The 16,993-nt window shown below is 54.9% G+C and carries 17 protein-coding genes; 10 read left to right on the forward strand and 7 right to left on the reverse strand.

The genetic code is table 11. From position 1 onward, the window contains the following. The first annotated feature begins 83 nt into the window (after positions 1 to 83). The 3 genes from F3F93_RS12060 to F3F93_RS12070 are packed head-to-tail and all read left to right on the forward strand — an operon-like array spanning position 84 to position 3,399. Positions 84 to 1,778: a peptidylprolyl isomerase gene (locus F3F93_RS12060; protein ID WP_176959449.1), complete on the forward strand. Its 1,695-nt coding sequence runs from the start codon at positions 84 to 86 to the stop codon at positions 1,776 to 1,778. 16 nt (positions 1,779 to 1,794) lie between these two features. Continuing rightward, a complete protein-coding gene (pdxA, locus tag F3F93_RS12065) occupies positions 1,795 to 2,811 on the forward strand; it encodes a 4-hydroxythreonine-4-phosphate dehydrogenase PdxA (protein WP_176959450.1) in 1,017 nt (338 codons plus the stop codon). A gap of 12 nt (positions 2,812 to 2,823) precedes the next feature. Then, positions 2,824 to 3,399, forward strand: coding sequence for a YqgE/AlgH family protein (locus F3F93_RS12070; RefSeq protein ID WP_176959451.1), 576 nt, complete (start codon positions 2,824 to 2,826; stop codon positions 3,397 to 3,399). A 37-nt stretch (positions 3,400 to 3,436) separates the two neighbouring features. Here F3F93_RS12070 and glmM read toward each other — a convergent pair whose 3' ends face one another. The 7 genes from glmM to F3F93_RS12105 all read right to left on the reverse strand — a co-directional run bounded on the left by glmM (position 3,437) and on the right by F3F93_RS12105 (position 12,538). Next, positions 3,437 to 4,783: a phosphoglucosamine mutase gene (gene glmM, locus F3F93_RS12075; protein ID WP_176959452.1), complete on the reverse strand. Its 1,347-nt coding sequence runs from the start codon at positions 4,781 to 4,783 to the stop codon at positions 3,437 to 3,439. Further along, positions 4,780 to 5,463: a CdaR family protein gene (locus tag F3F93_RS12080; protein ID WP_176959465.1), complete on the reverse strand. Its 684-nt coding sequence runs from the start codon at positions 5,461 to 5,463 to the stop codon at positions 4,780 to 4,782. The genes glmM and F3F93_RS12080 overlap by 4 nt, the downstream gene beginning before the upstream one ends. Then, a complete protein-coding gene (locus tag F3F93_RS12085) occupies positions 5,463 to 6,263 on the reverse strand; it encodes a diadenylate cyclase (RefSeq protein WP_176959453.1) in 801 nt (266 codons plus the stop codon). The genes F3F93_RS12080 and F3F93_RS12085 overlap by 1 nt, the downstream gene beginning before the upstream one ends. A 91-nt stretch (positions 6,264 to 6,354) precedes the next feature. Beyond that, positions 6,355 to 7,173: a dihydropteroate synthase gene (folP, locus tag F3F93_RS12090; RefSeq protein ID WP_176959454.1), complete on the reverse strand. Its 819-nt coding sequence runs from the start codon at positions 7,171 to 7,173 to the stop codon at positions 6,355 to 6,357. Beyond that, positions 7,173 to 9,107, reverse strand: coding sequence for an ATP-dependent zinc metalloprotease FtsH (ftsH, locus tag F3F93_RS12095; RefSeq protein WP_176959455.1), 1,935 nt, complete (start codon positions 9,105 to 9,107; stop codon positions 7,173 to 7,175). Before ftsH ends, folP begins: the two co-directional genes overlap by 1 nt. Before the next feature lie 216 nt (positions 9,108 to 9,323). Continuing rightward, on the reverse strand, positions 9,324 to 10,316 hold the full coding sequence (tilS, locus tag F3F93_RS12100; RefSeq protein ID WP_176959456.1) for a tRNA lysidine(34) synthetase TilS: 993 nt from the start codon (positions 10,314 to 10,316) through the stop codon (positions 9,324 to 9,326). Next, on the reverse strand, positions 10,313 to 12,538 hold the full coding sequence (locus tag F3F93_RS12105; RefSeq protein WP_176959457.1) for a hypothetical protein: 2,226 nt from the start codon (positions 12,536 to 12,538) through the stop codon (positions 10,313 to 10,315). Before F3F93_RS12105 ends, tilS begins: the two co-directional genes overlap by 4 nt. A 131-nt stretch (positions 12,539 to 12,669) precedes the next feature. Here F3F93_RS12105 and F3F93_RS12110 point away from each other — a divergent pair, with 131 nt between their 5' ends. From F3F93_RS12110 to F3F93_RS12140, 7 genes are all read left to right on the forward strand, one after another. Then, a complete protein-coding gene (locus F3F93_RS12110) occupies positions 12,670 to 13,467 on the forward strand; it encodes a zinc ABC transporter substrate-binding protein (RefSeq protein ID WP_241697142.1) in 798 nt (265 codons plus the stop codon). Continuing rightward, positions 13,467 to 14,261, forward strand: a complete 795-nt coding sequence (locus F3F93_RS12115; protein WP_176959459.1) for an ATP-binding cassette domain-containing protein — start codon at positions 13,467 to 13,469, stop codon at positions 14,259 to 14,261. Before F3F93_RS12110 ends, F3F93_RS12115 begins: the two co-directional genes overlap by 1 nt. Beyond that, complete coding sequence (locus F3F93_RS12120; protein ID WP_176959460.1) at positions 14,258 to 14,656, forward strand: GxxExxY protein; 399 nt, start codon at positions 14,258 to 14,260, stop codon at positions 14,654 to 14,656. Before F3F93_RS12115 ends, F3F93_RS12120 begins: the two co-directional genes overlap by 4 nt. A gap of 73 nt (positions 14,657 to 14,729) precedes the next feature. Continuing rightward, complete coding sequence (locus tag F3F93_RS12125) at positions 14,730 to 15,563, forward strand: metal ABC transporter permease (RefSeq protein WP_176959461.1); 834 nt, start codon at positions 14,730 to 14,732, stop codon at positions 15,561 to 15,563. A 34-nt stretch (positions 15,564 to 15,597) separates the two neighbouring features. Continuing rightward, positions 15,598 to 16,113 (forward strand): RDD family protein, encoded by a 516-nt coding sequence (locus F3F93_RS12130; protein ID WP_176959462.1) that lies wholly within the window; start codon positions 15,598 to 15,600, stop codon positions 16,111 to 16,113. Then, positions 16,110 to 16,313 carry a hypothetical protein gene (locus tag F3F93_RS12135; RefSeq protein ID WP_176959463.1) on the forward strand — a complete coding sequence of 68 codons (204 nt, stop codon included), beginning with the start codon at positions 16,110 to 16,112 and terminating at the stop codon, positions 16,311 to 16,313. The genes F3F93_RS12130 and F3F93_RS12135 overlap by 4 nt, the downstream gene beginning before the upstream one ends. A gap of 171 nt (positions 16,314 to 16,484) precedes the next feature. Next, positions 16,485 to 16,892, forward strand: a complete 408-nt coding sequence (locus F3F93_RS12140) for a hypothetical protein (protein ID WP_176959464.1) — start codon at positions 16,485 to 16,487, stop codon at positions 16,890 to 16,892. The last annotated feature ends 101 nt before the right edge of the window (positions 16,893 to 16,993 follow it).

Genomic DNA, 16,993 nt, shown 5'->3' on the forward strand with positions numbered 1-16,993 from the left:
ACTTCATAAAACCCATCAACCGGAAAATTCGGCACCTTTTTTTTTGCTGACTTATGCCATTTGCAACACTCTGTGGAGGTTCCATGCGTTTCACCATCTTGCTGACCGCGATCCTGATGACATGTTCAGCCGCAAAAGCGGAAACCTTTGACTCAATTGCAGCCGTCATCAACAACGAGGCTGTATCCTGCTACGACATCCAGCGTGATGCCGATACAATGCTTATGCAACTTAAGACAAGTGGTGTTGAGCAGCCCGCTTCACGTGATCAACTCACCAAGCGTGCACTTGAAAGCAAAATTGTTAAAACCATTCAGTTGCAGGAAGCAGCCATACTGGAGCTCAGAGTCAGTCGTGAAGAGGTTGAGCAGGCAGTCCAAAAGATGGAGATGCAGAATAATCTGATGCCCGGCCAGCTTGAGCAGGCACTGGGCATGCAGGGAATGAGCTTTGACGATTACAAGCGCAATCTCAAAGAGCAGATTCTGATCGGCAAGCTGATTAACATTGCCGTGCGCAGTAATATCAAAATCAGTGAAGAGGCGTTGCGCGAGTACCATCGTAAATATCTCGCCAACCCTCAGCCACGCAGAGAGGTAGAGCTGGCACAGATATTCCTGCCACTACCAAGTGAACCGAGCCCTGCGCAGATCGCTGACGTGCGCAACAGTGCAAAAGCAATTCATGCCAAACTTCTGGCCGGAAGCGATTTCAAACAGCTGGTCGCAGTCCACTCTGAGTCGCCTGATCGTGATCAGGGCGGCATCATGGGCTGGGTCATGGAGAGTGGCATCGCCAAACGCTTCTCTCCGGCACTGGAGCTGCCTGTCGGGCAGATCACCCAGCCGATCCGCTCCCCTTCCGGCTTCCATATTCTTAAAGTGATGCAGGAGCGCTGGCAGGAGCCGGCACCGGCTGGCGAGAGTTATGAAGAGGTGCGTGCGCGCCATATTCTCCTCAAAGTTCCCTCCTTCAGTGATGAGAAGACCAGCGCAAAAATCCGCCAGCGTGCCGAAGAGATTGCCAAAGAGATGCAGGGTGCCAGCGAAGAGGAGTTCATCACCCGTGCCAAAGAGGCATCTCAGGGCCCCAGCGCCGGTAAAGGCGGTGACCTTGGCTGGTTCAGGCGCGGCATGATGGTTCCGGAGTTTGAAGAGGCCGCCTTTGCACTGGATGCCGGCGGCACCAGTGGCATTGTTGAATCCAGCTTCGGCCTTCACATTATCCGTACCGTTGCCAAGCGTAAGATTGACCCCAACTCACTGGAAGCGCACCGTGACAACATTACCCAGATTCTGACCAATGTGGAGATGCAGGAGCAGCTTCCGCGCTGGATGTCCGGCCTGCGTTCAAAAGCCAGGATTGAACTGCATGACTGCAGCAGTATGGATGTCCTGCAGATCCCTTCACAGCCAGATACTGCAGTACAACAGGATGCACAGGAGCTGCTGAATACTGCAGAAGGGTGGCGCAAAGCATGGAGTGAGCGCGATATTGAGGCCTATTTCTCCTTCTACTCACCCAAATTCTCCCCTGAAAAAAAAACTCTTGAGCAGTGGAAAAGCTATAAAAAAAAAGTTATTGGCAACAAATCTTACATAAAAGTCTCGGTTACCAACGTCAGCATCAAGTTTAATGACGACAATGAGGCGTTTGTCGAATTTGATCAGCGCTATGAGTCCAACCGATTCACATCAGAGGATCACAAACTGCTGATCATGGAGAAAAACGGCCCCAGGTGGCAAATCATTAAGGAGCTGGTTCAGGCTCAAAGCTAGGATGGCAGCGATTCAGATGAAACCCAGTTTAATTACCGTCGGCGAACCTGCTGGCATCGGCCCGGACTGCATCCTGCGTGCCTTTTCACAACACCCGCAAGCCTTTCAACATTGCATCATTGTCTCGCCAGCGAACTGGCTGGAAGATCGAGCCCGTGCAATCAATATACCTGTTCAGTTCAGGGTTTTCTCCTCACTGCACGAAGCAAGCAGCTATAAACCCGGCCCACATGAGCTCTGCCTCTGGAATCCGGTTCCGGACCATTTGCGTGGCACAGTGACTGCGGGAGTGCCGTCGACTTCAACCTCCCATGCAGTCATTTGCTGTATTGAATCGGCCACCCGCGCCTGCTTAGCTGATGATGCGCAAGCACTGATAACCGGCCCGATTGAAAAAGCGATCCTGAAACGTCAGGGCTTCCAGTTTCCCGGCCACACCGAATTCCTCGCCCATCTCTCGCGCCGGGAACATGTCGAGAAAACAACCGATTTCGTCATGATGCTGGCCTCCGATACGCTGCGCGTGGCGCTATTGACCACCCATATGGCCATCAGCGAAGTACCCGATGCCCTCTCGATTGAAGGCACCCTCGACTGCATTCGCATCGTAGACCATGATCTGAAACAGCGTTTTGGCATCAGAGAGCCTCGCCTCGGCCTCTGCGGCCTCAACCCCCATGCCGGCGAGCAGGGCCACTTTGGCAAAGAGGAGATTGAGATTCTGGCACCTGCAGCCCGGATTGCTGCGACAGAAGGGATCAACATCACCGAGCCGCTGCCAGCCGACACCCTCTTCTCTGCCAACAATCGCAAGAACTTTGATGCAATCATCTGCTGCTACCACGATCAGGCACTGATCCCGATCAAAGCCTTAAGTTTTGGTGATGCTGTGAATGTCACACTGGGTCTGCCTTTTGTGCGCACCAGTGTCGATCACGGCACTGCACTTGACCTCGTCGGTAGCCCGGACGTATCTTCTACAAGTCTTCTGGCCGCCATCGTCATGGCCAGAGACATGTGCGACACGGCGTAAAAGGAGATAGATGTGCAGAAGATCAGTGAACTCACCGGACAGCTTCTGCTTGCTACCCCCTCCCTGCAGGATCCCAACTTTTCCGACAGCGTCATCCTGATATGCCACCATGATGATGAGGGCTGCATGGGCCTGATTGTCAACCGACCACAGGAGATAAGCCTCTCGGATGTGCTGAATGACCTTGGCATTGAACAGTCAGCCAAAGCCGACCCATCTGATGAAGTGAAGCAGCGAGTCTATGAGGGGGGGCCGGTTGATGCCTTTCGCGGCTTCGTGCTGCATGACGGCTGGCACATCTATGAATCAACCATGCAGATCTCTGAAGAGCTGCACCTCACCTCCTCCCGCGACGTGCTGGAAGAGCTGGCGCGCGGAGAAGGGCCTGAACACTATATGTTCATTCTCGGTTATGCCGGCTGGAGCGCCGGTCAACTTGAGCAGGAACTCTCCAATAACGACTGGATCATTGCGCCGGTAAGCCATCATATTCTGTTTCAGGAACCACCGGAGATGCGCTGGAGTTTTGGTGCCCGCTGCATGGGCATCAACCGCAGCCAGCTCTCAAGTCAGGTCGGGCATGCTTAGCAAGTGAGGAGAGAGAAGAGCTTAACCCCTTTTCACCTCACGCTTCACACCTCGCTTTAATCGCCTGCATCAACGGCTCACCAATGCCGAGCATCAGCTCCTCATCTTCAGCCTCTACCATAATACGTAATTTTGGTTCGGTTCCTGACATTCGTACATTGATACGCCCATGATTACCCAATCGGGATTCAGCATCAGCAACCAGTGCCTGCACCTGCGGATCAGCCAGCAGATCGCGGCGCTCTTTCATCACAATATTCCAGAGTTTCTGTGGAAATAACACCATACCACAAGCCAGTTCCGACAACGGTTTCTGCTGCTCGGTCATGGCGGTTAACAGCTGCAAACCGGTCATCAACCCATCTCCGGTTGTATTGTGATCGAGAAGAATCATGTGACCGGACTGTTCTCCACCGATATTGCAGCCCCGCTCGCGCATCATCTCCAGCACATAGCGGTCACCCACTGCAGCACGCAGCATCTCCAGCCCCATATCAGCCAGATAGCGCTCCAGCCCCATATTACTCATCAGCGTAGTGACCACAGCGCCACCGCTAAGCTGACCATGGCGGTTTGCATGTTCAGCCAGAATGGCAATCACACGATCACCATCAATAATCTGACCCTGATGATCGCAGGCGATCAGGCGATCTGCATCACCATCGAGTGCCAGCCCGACATCTGCCCCGCTCTCCACCACCCTGCGCATCATATGCTCAGGATAGGTCGAACCGCATTCGCGATTGATGTTGTAACCATCCGGTGAGGCGTGCATGGCAATCACGTCACAGCCAAGCTCCCTGAGCATGCGCGGCGCAACATCATAGGCGGCACCATTGGCGCAATCGACAACAACTTTTAAACCATCCAGACGCAACCCTCTGGGCAGGGAGCCCTTAAGAAACTCAATATAACGACCACGCGCATCATCGACGCGGGCTGCCTTACCGATCTCCAGTGCCGACGGCAGCGGCGGCAGGTCATCCAGACACGCCTCAATCTCCAACTCCACCTCATCAGGCAGCTTATACCCATCTGCAGCAAAAAATTTAATGCCGTTGTCTCCGGCCGGATTATGTGAGGCTGAGAGCATGACACCTGCATCAGCCCTGAGGCTGCGGGTCAGATAGGCGACTGCAGGCGTTGGCACCGGGCCCACCAGCAGCACATTCATACCCTGTGCTGTCAGGCCTGCACAGAGGGCTGACTCAATCATATAACCGGAGAGGCGCGTATCCTTGCCGATCAGGATATGGGGGCGGTGCCCCAGATGACGGGTAAGTACATGGCCTGCTGCACGCCCCAGAGCGAGCGCAAACTCAGCGGTCATCGGCGACTTATTGACTGTTCCGCGTACACCATCGGTTCCAAAATAGCGTCTCATCTCTCTTCTCCGATCATCTCATTGGGAATGACAGGTGTTACCACCTGAGAAAGCAGCCCCTTCACTTCAATTTCAATATTGCCATCAACAAGGCGAATCGCCTTGCCCGATGGACTCTCCACGCCCGCTTTCACCTTGAACGGACCGCTCTTCAGTTCCGGCCTGATCGGTGAGGTATCCACCTTTTTCAAGCTGTCGAGCCACACCTCAGGCCCAATAAGCTTAACCTCTCCCGGTTCAATGGTTAGCCCGCTCACCTGCCACTCTTCCGGCAACTCGAAGTGCGCATGCAGCGGCATCGAACGGGTTACCAGCCTGTCTACCTGCAACTCCAGACGATCTGGCTGAACCTTCTCAATACGCAGACCTGCCGGCACAGCGACAGCATCCATCTGCAACGCTCTGACCACCACACCCGGCGTTGTAATATCGGAGACATCCAGCGGCATGGTCAACGTCTTCTGGCGCAGATCCTTCAACCGGCTCTGCAACCCTTTGACCGTTACCCGTACATGATCGGGCATATCATTCACGATCACCATCTCTGCAGGTGTTCCCTGTACCTGCAGCGGAATATCAAGACTCACCGACCCTTCACCCTGACCGTGCACCTGTAGCCAGAGTGCCACAGCAATAATAATAGCCCAGAAGTGGAGATTATATCGACGCAGCATCTCCATCACACTTTAGCTCCGGGTTTTGTGCCGTTCTGTGGCACGGCAGCCACCACAGATGAGAGCTTTTGATTCAGCGCTTCGCGCAACTCGCTGCTACTCATCGCGGCACCAATTTGCCCCTCTTCCACCAGAAGCACCTCCCCCCTCTCTTCGGAAACAACCACAACCAGCGCATCGGTCTCTTCTGAGAGGCCGACAGCAGCACGGTGGCGGGTACCATAATCACCGGCCACAGCATTGGCCTGTGCCAACGGCAGCAACACACGGGCAGCAACAATACGTCCACCCTGCAGATCGGGGCAGACAATCACCGCACCGTCATGCATCGGCGCATCAGGACAGAAGAGCGCCTGCACAATATCCGGCCGTAGCGGCGCATCCAGCTCAACGCCTGACTCAAAGAGGTGACGCAGGCCGGTATCCCGTTCAATCACAATCAGACCACCCCAGCCGCGGTGCACCAGAGAGAAGGCAGACTCCACCAGCCCGTCGAGCAGCTCATCAGTCGCAACCGCAGTGGCAGCAAGCGGATTCACGGCCACACGCATCAGCGCACGACGAATCTCCTGCTGAAACAGTACAACGAGAATAACCATGAAGGCGGAGAAGAAGTGGCCGAACATCCACTCAACAGTGAACAGACCAAAGGTACGGGCGGCCTGATAAGTGACGACTACAATCGCCACTCCGATCAACATCTGTACGGCTCGCGTGCCGCGAATCAGGCGAAGAAAGAAATAGACAACGATGGCGACCACCGCGATATCAAGTATATCTATGAGTCCGAATTGCCAGTTAGCCATCTGTCAGAATACCTGTCACTTTCATAGTGCTCAGAATAGTTGCATCAGAGGTGCATGCAAGGAATTAACTATCAGGATACTCAGAGCATCCTTAAGAGAGCACCGATGCCATACGAATAGCTCTTCCCTGTAGTGCAACATCATGTACTCGCAGTATATCAGCCCCGTGCAGGATACCAACAGCTCCGGCCACTGCCGTTTCAACTTCGCGATCATCAACTGCTGCTCCGGTCACCAGACCAATAAATGATTTGCGCGACAGGCCCAGCAGCAGTGGCATGGCAAAGCGCCGCTTAAATTCGCCGGTCGCCTTGATCAGCGTCAGGTTATCTTCAAGGCGTTTGCCAAAACCGATACCGGGATCAAGCACAATCGATGACTCGGCGATGCCCGCCTGCAGACAGGCGGTGATACGCTGTTCAAAAAAGAGACTGACCTCATCGACTACGCCACGGTATTCAGGGTTAAGCTGCATGGTTTCGGGGCGCCCCTGCATATGCATCAGACAGAGATCAACACCGCTCTCTGCTACCACTTGCAGACTCTCTGCATCAAAAGTCAGGGCGGAGACATCATTCACCAGTGCCGCTCCTGCTGCAACGGCCTGCCGCATCACCTCAGCTTTCATGGTATCAACAGATACCGTGCAACCTGCAGCAGTCAGCGCTTTGATCACCGGAATGACCCGCTGCAACTCATCTTCAAGCGAGACCGGTTTCGAACCGGGTCTGGTCGATTCACCACCCACATCGATAATCGCAGCGCCAGCATCGCGCATGGCCTGGCCATGTTGCAGTGCTTTTTCGACATCAACATAGTTTCCGCCATCGGAAAACGAATCGGGGGTGCAATTAAGCACCCCCATCATCCATACATCACGATTGGCCGGACGAAACCAGCGAGAAGGCATCAGTGAACCTGACCCGCCTCTCCGTCTGACGACTTGCTCTCTTCACCGCTTTCACCGATATCCACCTTCGCAGATGGCTCATGCGGCGGCGTTTTCGGAGATGAAGGTTTCTGCTCAAACTCCTTAATCAGCAGCGGCTCCTTACCTTCCATGACACGATCAATATCGGTGGTGTCGAGTGTCTCATACTTGATCAGACCCTTGGCCAGCAGATGCAGCTGATCCATGTGCTCTTCGAGAATCTTCTTGGCGCGATTGTAGTTCTCCTCGATCAGATTGCGCACCACGATATCGATCTTGCGTGCAGTCTCTTCCGAGATGTTGGTCTGACGGGTGATTTCACGCCCCAAAAACGGCTCATGTTCACGCTCGCCATAGACCATCGGCCCCATCTCATCGGACATGCCCCACTGGGTTACCATGTTACGGGCCAGTTGCGTGGCGCGTTCAAAGTCATTGGATGCACCGGTTGTCATCTGTCCGAGCACCAGCTCTTCACCGAGGCGTCCACCCATCATGATCGAGATCTGATCACGCAGGTACTCCTTATCATGGTTGAACTTATCCTCAGCAGGCATCTGCATGGTGATACCGAGCGCCTGTCCACGTGGAATAATGCTCACCTTATGCACCGGATCGGCATGTTTCAGATACTTGGCCACCAGTGTATGCCCGGCCTCATGATAGGCGGTTGTCTCTTTCTGATCGTCCGAGATCAGCATGGAGCGACGCTCTGTACCCATCATCACCTTATCTTTTGCCGTTTCAAAATCGGCACGGGTCACCTTATCACGGTCAAATCGGGCGGCATTAAGTGCTGCCTCATTAACCAGATTCGCCAGATCGGCACCGGAAAATCCCGGCGTACCACGCGCCAGCTCCTTGGTATTCACATCAGATGCCAACGGCACCTTGCGCATATGGACTTTGAGAATCTGGTCACGACCCAGTAGATCCGGACGCGGCACAGTGACCTGACGGTCGAAACGACCCGGACGCAGCAGCGCCGGATCAAGCACGTCAGGACGGTTGGTGGCGGCCACCAGAATCACACCCTCATTGGACTCAAAACCATCCATCTCAACCAGCATCTGGTTAAGTGTCTGTTCGCGCTCGTCGTTACCACCACCGATTCCGGCACCGCGATGGCGACCCATCGCATCAATCTCATCCACAAAGATAATGCATGGCGCATGTTTCTTGGCCTGTTCGAACATATCACGCACGCGTGATGCACCGACACCAACAAACATCTCCACAAAATCAGAACCGGAGATGGAGTAAAATGGCACCTCTGCCTCACCGGCGATGGCGCGCGCCAGCAGCGTTTTACCTGTACCCGGAGGGCCTACCAGCAACACACCTTTAGGGATTTTACCACCAAGGCGAGTGAATTTGGAGGGGTCACGCAGAAATTCGATCACCTCGGTGACCTCCTGCTTGGCCTCATCACAACCAGCCACATCTTCAAAGGTGACGCGAGCGGTATTTTCATTGAGCAATTTGGCCTTGCTCTTGCCAAAGCCCATGGCACCACCTTTACCACCGCCCTGCATCTGGCGCATGAAGAATACCCATACTGCGATCAGCAGCAGCATCGGGAACCATGAGATCAGCACCGAAAGAATAAACGGCACCTCTTCGGCCTCCTTCACATTCACCACAACATGCTGCTCCAGCAGACGCTGAGTCAGTGCCGGATCATTGGCAGGAATGGTGACATCATAGGTTTTCAGCTCGCCACCGTTGTCGCGATACTGCCCCAACACCTGATTGTCCTTGAGGGTGGCGGTCTCAACCAGACCGCTATCCACCTTTTCAATAAAGGTGGAGTAAGCCATCTTGCTGCCTTTGGTCATCGGTGCCGAAAACATATTGAACAGACTCATCATCGTTACGCCGATAACCAGCCACAGTACTAAATTCTTACCCATTGTTCCTATCCTTTGTTATCCCCTAGTCGGGATCTGCTGCAAACGATCTATCCCTTAAGCGGGATGAATGTAAAACCAATTTCACGCAAGCGTCACTTAAAAGCATGAAAAGAAGATTAAAAACCACAACCTCTTCTTACTATCATATGTAGGGACAGAGCCTTAGCGATTCAACCCTATGCCACTCAAACAAGCCGAAACAGCGCTCTTTTCTAATCAACTGCGAGTGACTGCACAAGCTGACGTTCTCGGCCGCAGATGCAAGCGCCCCTGCCTGCGCTGCAGACGACAGCCGGAGAGATCGAGCCCGCCACGACCTCCGCGAGCCGTCCACTGCTCCACCAGCAGAATATGCCTGCGCCCGGGTGTCACCCCTTCACCCAGTGTTGCCACCATCATCCGCTGCAACACCCTGGCACGAATCGGCGCTGAACTGTTGGCCCATACCGCCCATGGCAGCACCATCAGGCCATCTTTACTGTTTGCAGCCTGAGCCAGAACAGCATCCGCACCAGCCTCCAGCTCTAAAGCCAGCCGCTGCGCCTGCCGCTGCCAGCGCAGAAACAGCTGTTGCGGATTCAGACCCGTAGCGGCTATGCGCGGGAACAATTCGTGCCTGATGCGATTGCGCCAGATGGTCGTGTCGTGATTGCTGGGATCTTCAAACCACGTTACACCAGCCAGAGAGAGGGCCTCGCGCAGTGCGGTGCCGCCAATATGTAGCAGTGGCCGAATGATGCGCAACCCCTGATAGGTACGTTCAGACTGCATGCCGCGACAGCCACCAGCCCCGGCCCCCTGCAGCAGCCGCATACAGACAGTCTCTGCCTGATCATCACGGTTGTGGGCCAGACAGAGGGTTGTGATACCGGACTCCCGACTCCATGCCAGAAACTGCGCAAAGCGCCCCTCTCGAGCCTCCGCCTCACGATTGGTCTGGCCTGAAAAAGCGAGTCTGGCGCTGAAAAAAGGGATCTCCCAGCTTCTGGCCTGCTGCGCCAGTGCCTCACACTCCAGCTGCGAACTCTCTCGCCAGCCGTGGTCAACATGCCAGGCCTGCACATCATGACCTTTGGCTTTCAGGGCCAACAGCAGGGCCGTTGAATCTGCGCCGCCGGACCAGCCAACGGCCAGTTGATGCGGAAGTTCAGGAATTTCAGGATTGCTTAACCACGCTGTAAAGGTTGCAGATACTGCATCCAGCCTCATTGCCAGAGCATCAACCCCTGATCGACGATCCTGGCGGCAGCATCTGTATGCAGATCAAGCAGCTCATAGAGCTCAACATTCACCCCGGCCAGTGTCGGTTTGCCGGCTTTCATCAGCACCCAGGGCGCCTTGCCTTCATCGCCATAGCGTTGAATCACCAACAGCTCCAGACCGCCAAGCGGCAGACGATAACCATCTAACACACCCTTCACCTGACTGACCGTGAGACGGAATTCACGGACGTCAGCTTTGTTCTTCAACATGCCGGTAAGCTCTCGCATCGCAGAACCGGTCAATGCCACGCCTTCGTTATGGACAATCTGAACGGTTTCGCCAGCCCCTGTTTTGATTGGCTCCACATTGACACGACCAACCGGAAACTGCCCCAGCTTCTCATCACGCGCACGCATCATGCGCGCCACACCGGCATCACGAACGATACCCGCCTCCACCTGCGGCACCGCCAGTGAAAATGCGATACGCTGCACACCCAGCTTGGCATGTTTCTGCTCGCTGAAGGTCCACTCGCCGGTCATATCCATACACATCGCCACAACAGGAAGGCTCGCCTCTTCAACCTCCTGATCAAGCTGACCGATAGTCTCCAGATAGAGGCGGCGCAGCCGCTCTCGCAGCAACAGGGCTGTTTCAGTCAACGCCAGAATGGAGCCGCGCAACACACAACCGGAACCGGAACACTCATCGAGAAAGAGATTCTCTTTGGCTTCAACAACAGAGAAGAGTGTTGGCATAAAACGATTCTCAAGAAAATGGGCAGCCTCGGAACCGGTTAATGCATGCATGCGCGCCAGATAATCCGACCACTCCACCCGCATGCAACCGTGGCGCAACGAGAGGGTTTTGCCACTATGCAGCGCTTTGGTGACATCCGGCTGAATCAGGACAAGTTCGCCCTCCTGCCAGCCCTTCTCAAGGGCCTTGTCGCCATCGACATTGCGTCCGCCACGCAAGCCACCCTGCACGCGCAGCTCACTGATACCAACCAGACCACCACGTGATTTTCCGGCCGCAGCCAGATCGGCCTTGCGGTCCATCCAGGAGCGCTCGGCATTGCGGCGGGCGATCTCCACACGCACATCCTCATCGAAAACCCGGAACGCCAGCAGTGTAATCTTGTCGCGCAGCCACGGGTCGTCGGCATGTTTTGCAGCCCTGCCCCCAGCCATCTGAGAGAGCAGCCAGATCGCTACCGGCTCCTCACCGTTGGCACGCAAATCCTCAATGGCGGGTTCATCCAGTTTCACCTGTCCGGCCAGCAGCTGATCAAGCCGCTTGGCATCGAGCACCCAGCGCATCCAGAAGCCGTGGCCGGTTTTCATCGCCAGCTTCCAGAGCGAGAGCCTTGCCCAGGTGCGCCGCAGCATATGCTCACCAAGTTTCTCCTTGGCCAGCAGCGCCAGAATACCGCCCTCGTTTTTTGACCCGACCTTGGCAATCAGGTAACGCATCTGCGGCACAATTTCAGGCTCAAGGCCGTAGGTTCGAATCAGACGACTATCATCAGCCAGCAGAGGGGAGTCAGGCTGGTGATGGAGAAAGGCCATCGGCGTCGCCGGCAACATCATCGACTCATAATTGGAGATACGCGCCACCTCAACCACACCCTCAAGGTAGTGCTTGAGAAACTCCTGCAGCGCCCAGACATAGAGGCCACCGACCACACAGAGCATCACATGGTTGGTGGTTGCACTCTCCTCATCAGGCAGTGAAGCGATAGCGGTTCTGATCAGGCGCAGCAGCAGCACATTAACAGCAGGCACCCAGGGTGCGGCATCCGCCTTGTCCTGTTTCCAGCCCTGCTCCCAAAGCACCTCACATACATTCAGCAGTGCGGCTGCCCCCTGTGGCTCTGCACACCAGTGGTGCAGCAGATCGCGGGAGATATGCGGATTCTGCTTGCGCAGATAGGCCACCATAGCACGCACCCTGGCATCCATCGGCGGCAGCGTGTGGGCAGAGACCTTTTCACCGCGCACCATGTAACGGATGGCGTAATCCTGCAGCCTGCGCAGCGAGCCGGAGATCGCCTTCTCAACAGCCGCATCAACCGCATAAGGAATATACTCGCCGGCATCGCGACCCGACATGCGGATCGGCAGCCTGCGCACCTCTACAGCACAGCGGTCACCCGGCTGCTCCTGGCGATTGAGGATAGGCCGGTACCAGCTCCAGCGAAAATCAAAGTAATCCGGTGAAATCATAGGCTGGAGAGTTTCCTTATATTCTCCCGGTTAATCAAGGCTGAATACCACTTCATGGTGGCAATCTTAAATCCATAGATGGACTTTCCCTATAAACTGTTAAGATGCGCCGCATGCAGAGAATTTTTAAAATGCGATGGCGACTTGTGGCAGCAGCCCTCTCCGTGCTACTGACCCCTTCATTTGCCCTGAGCGCAGGGATTGCCACCACACTGCCACCGCTGGCGGGGCTGGTGAAAATGCTCGATACCGAGAGTGAGGTGATCTGCCTGCTGCCTGCCGGCGCTGATCCGCACCACTTCCAGATGCAGCCGCGCACCATCGAGCGGCTGAGCAGAAGCAATCTGTTGATTCGCACCTCATTCGATGACGGCGGCTGGCCTCTGCCTGCGCATCATGACAACGTGCTCGACCTCTGGCCTGATAAGGATCACGGCTGGGTCAGCCCTGAAGAGGTGCGCCTGATCCTGCCGCGCATAGCCGAAGCCCTGATCAGACTGAAACCTGAACAGGCAGACGCCATCAACAGCAACCTGAGCAGAGCTGTCGCTTTAACCCACAGCATTGAAAAACAGTGGCAGCAGGCGCTCGCCCCGGCCAAAGCAGCCGGTATTATCATGCAGCACCCCTCCTGGCGCAGGCTGATGAACGACATGCAGGTGCCGATTCTCAATGTGCTGGAGTCCGGTCACCACGGCCATGAGCACGGCCCACATGCGCTCGATGATTCCCTGCATCAGCTTGATGAGCATCCCGATGCCTGGCTGATCAGCGATGCCGGACACAACAACAGGGCACTGGCCTGGCTGCAGCAGCATAGCGGGCAAGCAGTTCGCCATATCACGCTTGATGCCCTCTCCGACTGCGGCATAAGCTGGGATCAGATGATGCTGCAGAACCTGCAGCAGATCTCCGGAGTGAATCACTGATGGCCCAGAGCATTGTCAAAGTCTCCCATCTCCGCTTCGGGCCAGCCCATAAGCCGATTCTGGATAACATCAGCCTGAATGTTGAAGCGGGCCACTTCATGGGCATTGTCGGCCCCAATGGCGCCGGCAAAAGCACGCTGATCAACATCATCGCCGGGCTCACGCCAGCCGATGGCGGTCATATTGATCTGATGGGTGAGTGCCTGACCCGATACAGCCGCCACCGCCTGCTCAAGCAGATCGGCTTCCTGCATCAGCTGCACGATCATCAGCCAAGACTACCAATGCGCGTATCGGATGTGGTCGCGATGGGGCTGCCCGATTATGCCATGCCGTGGCAGTTCGGTGACGACAAAAAGGCCATTCTGGAAGCGCTCACCCTTGTCGATATGCAGGAACTCACAGAGCGTGATTTCCGCCAGCTCTCCGGCGGCCAGAGGCAGCGAGTCCGCCTTGCCCGCGCGCTGGTCAGAAAGCCGAAACTGCTGCTGCTCGATGAGCCATCGGCAGCGCTGGACAGCGTCAGTCAGGATCGCCTCTTCCGCCTGCTGAGAAGGCTTTGTGATGAGAGCGGCATGTGTGCGATTATGGTTGAGCATGACATTGCCGCCATCAGCTCGCATGTCGATTCCGTGGCCTGCCTGAACCGCCAGATCCATCACCACGCCATGAAAGGTGAAAACATCCCCGATGATGTCTGGCGTGCGATGTACGGCGAGCACATCCAGATCGTCGCCCACGATGCCGGCTGCATCGGCTGCACTCCCGGCAGTCAAGAAGCGAACCACGAATGAACACCAACAGACACGAATTACTTCTGAAGAGGGAAGCCCATCAGATCGTCGGCTGCGCCATGGAGGTTCTGAACACTCTCGGGCACGGGTTTCTTGAAAAACCATATGAGAATGCTCTGGTCGTTGAGTTTGGACTGCAAGGCATCCCATTCAAACAGCAGCCCCGATTTGATGTGAACTACAAATCTGTAAAGGTCGGCGAATACATCCCTGACCTGATCTGCTTTGATCAAATCGTCGTCGATACCAAATCGATAGATAAAGTAACCAATCATGAAATCGGACAGATGCTGAATTATTTGAAGATGACCAATCTGAAGCTTGGCATTCTATTGAATTTCAAACACTCAACACTGGAGTGGCGACGGGTTGTGTTGGACGGGGAAAGCCGGTGAATATCGACCTGATCTCTATTCATTCGTGTAAATTCGCGTTCATTCGTGGTTCAATAGTTTACAGGAGACCATCATGATTGAGTTGCTGACCAGCTTTCTCGCCAGCTCCGTGATGAGTGCCAGCCTGCTGCCTGCGCTGCTGATTGCGGTGGTGACCGCCTCAATGTCGGTGATGGTGATGGCGCATCGACTCTCATTCCTTACCGTTGGTGTGTCGCACGCCTCACTGGCTGGCCTTGGTATTGCCGTTTCACTATCTCTGCCGCTACTGCCGGTTGCCACCATCTTCTCTGTGGCCATCGCCCTGCTGCTGGCGCTGATGCCCAAACGTCAGGGCATCTCCGAAGATGCGGGCACAGGCATCCTTTTCGCGGGCTCTATGGCGCTGGGCATCGTATTGATCTCCACGGCCACTACCACACGCGTGGATCTGTTCGGTCTGCTGTTCGGCAACATCCTGACCGTCAGCGCAGATGAGAAGCTCTGGCTCTATCTTCTCGCCAGCCTGATTCTGATTATCATGCTTTTAGCCTCGCGTGCATGGTGGAGCATCGCTTTTGACGCTGTCACGGCTGAGGCCTCCGGACTGCCGGTGAATGCGCTGCGCCTGCTGCTCTACGGACTGGTCGGCCTGACTGTTATCCTCTGCGTCAAACTTGCCGGTATCGTCTTAACAGCAGGTCTGTTGGTGCTGCCTGCCGCCTGCGCCTGGCTGTGGGGACGCTCGCTGGCACACCTGTGGATGCTTTCAGTAGCCTTCTCCATCATCGGCACACTGGCCGGACTGATCTGGTCCTATGCCTATGAATGGCCTTCCGGTGCATCGGTTGTGCTGGCACTATGCGGCCTGTTCGTGATCAGCTGGGCAGTGCATGGCATCCGTGCAGCGATTGCGACACAGAAGTAACAGACGGCATTAGTAGCAGAGAGAGGGGAGAGAGATGGCAGAGAGCAGTCGCGATCAGGGATCAAGAGCAGGCATTGTTGTCCGCATACTCGCCAGCGCTTATGACCTCACCATTCTGTTCGGTGTCACCATGATTCTGGTCGGCATCCCCATCACCATCAGTGTTGAGATGTTAGGCATGACACCACCGAAATGGCTGCAGGGACTGCTCTTCCTGACCGTTGTTGCCGCCTACTTTATCGGCTTCTGGGTTAAAGGTGGTGCCACCACCGGCATGCGGCCGTGGAAGCTGCGTCTGGCCATGCTGGAGACCGGCGATCCACTCTCTCCGTTTACAGCCAGCATCCGCTTTGCCGGACTGATGATCACCTGGCTGGCACTGGCGATGACCCTCTGGTACATCGCCACCAAGGATACCGGCCACTTCCTCTTCTTTGTTGCCGCCTCCATCCCCGCCCTGAGTCTGATGGTGATGACACTGAGCAAAGAGAAGCTGGCGCTGCACGATCTGATCTCCGGCTCCACCGTTTACAGGCTCAAACTGAAATGAGCGCCAGCGACATCTTCTTCAAGATCGGCCTCTCAGCATGGCTGCTCGGCGCAGGCGGCACAGCCCTTGTGTTCATGCTCTCATGGCTGGATGTGATGACCACCGAAGGCATCGACTGGCGCATGGTCTGGATCGTCTGCGGTGCAGGTGGACTTGCTGCCATCATCATCGGCGGCGTCTTCAATATCTGGAAGAAGTAAATCTCTGCTGCATTTGCAATTACCACATCACTCTACCCATCCAATCTATCGAACTCAGCTAGGTATCTACTAGTTCGGGGCCTGTGCGGAGAACCGCTGAAATCACCTGCGAAGTAATTCCCTTAGTTTATAAATATTTACAAATTACAGCTTTTATGTTATTAATAACCTATGGAAGAGAAAAACAATAAAGAATTTAATATCTCGGTTGGCATACGGGATCGATTAGCGGATAAGCCCGTACTCCATTTTATTCTCATTCCTTCTCTGATTATTCTAATCTATATCGTTTACCTTCTGGTTTATAACACTGGTGGCATTAAGAACGTTTATTCTCATACGATGTATGTCCCTATTGTAATCGCTGCTGTTCTGTATGGCGTTCCGGGATCTATTCTGGCCAGTATCTTTGGAGGTGTTGCACTAGGTCCATTGATGCCTTTAGATACAGCATCCGGTGAGTTGCAAGCGCTAGGTAATTGGCTCTATAGAATCGGATTCTTCTCGTTGATTGGAGTGATTGTTGCTCTATTCACCAATCTTTTATGTGCAAACACTGCTGTCCGGTTAAAGATTTAGCAGTAAGAAAGTAGGCCTGAATTCCCAACGTTTGTGGTACATTTGTAGTTGTCGAGACAGCAAATTTACCGCGCGGAGAACCCAGGCCATGAAGCACACTA

It is taken from the genome of Mariprofundus sp. KV (assembly GCF_013387475.1).
Lineage (GTDB): Bacteria > Pseudomonadota > Zetaproteobacteria > Mariprofundales > Mariprofundaceae > Mariprofundus.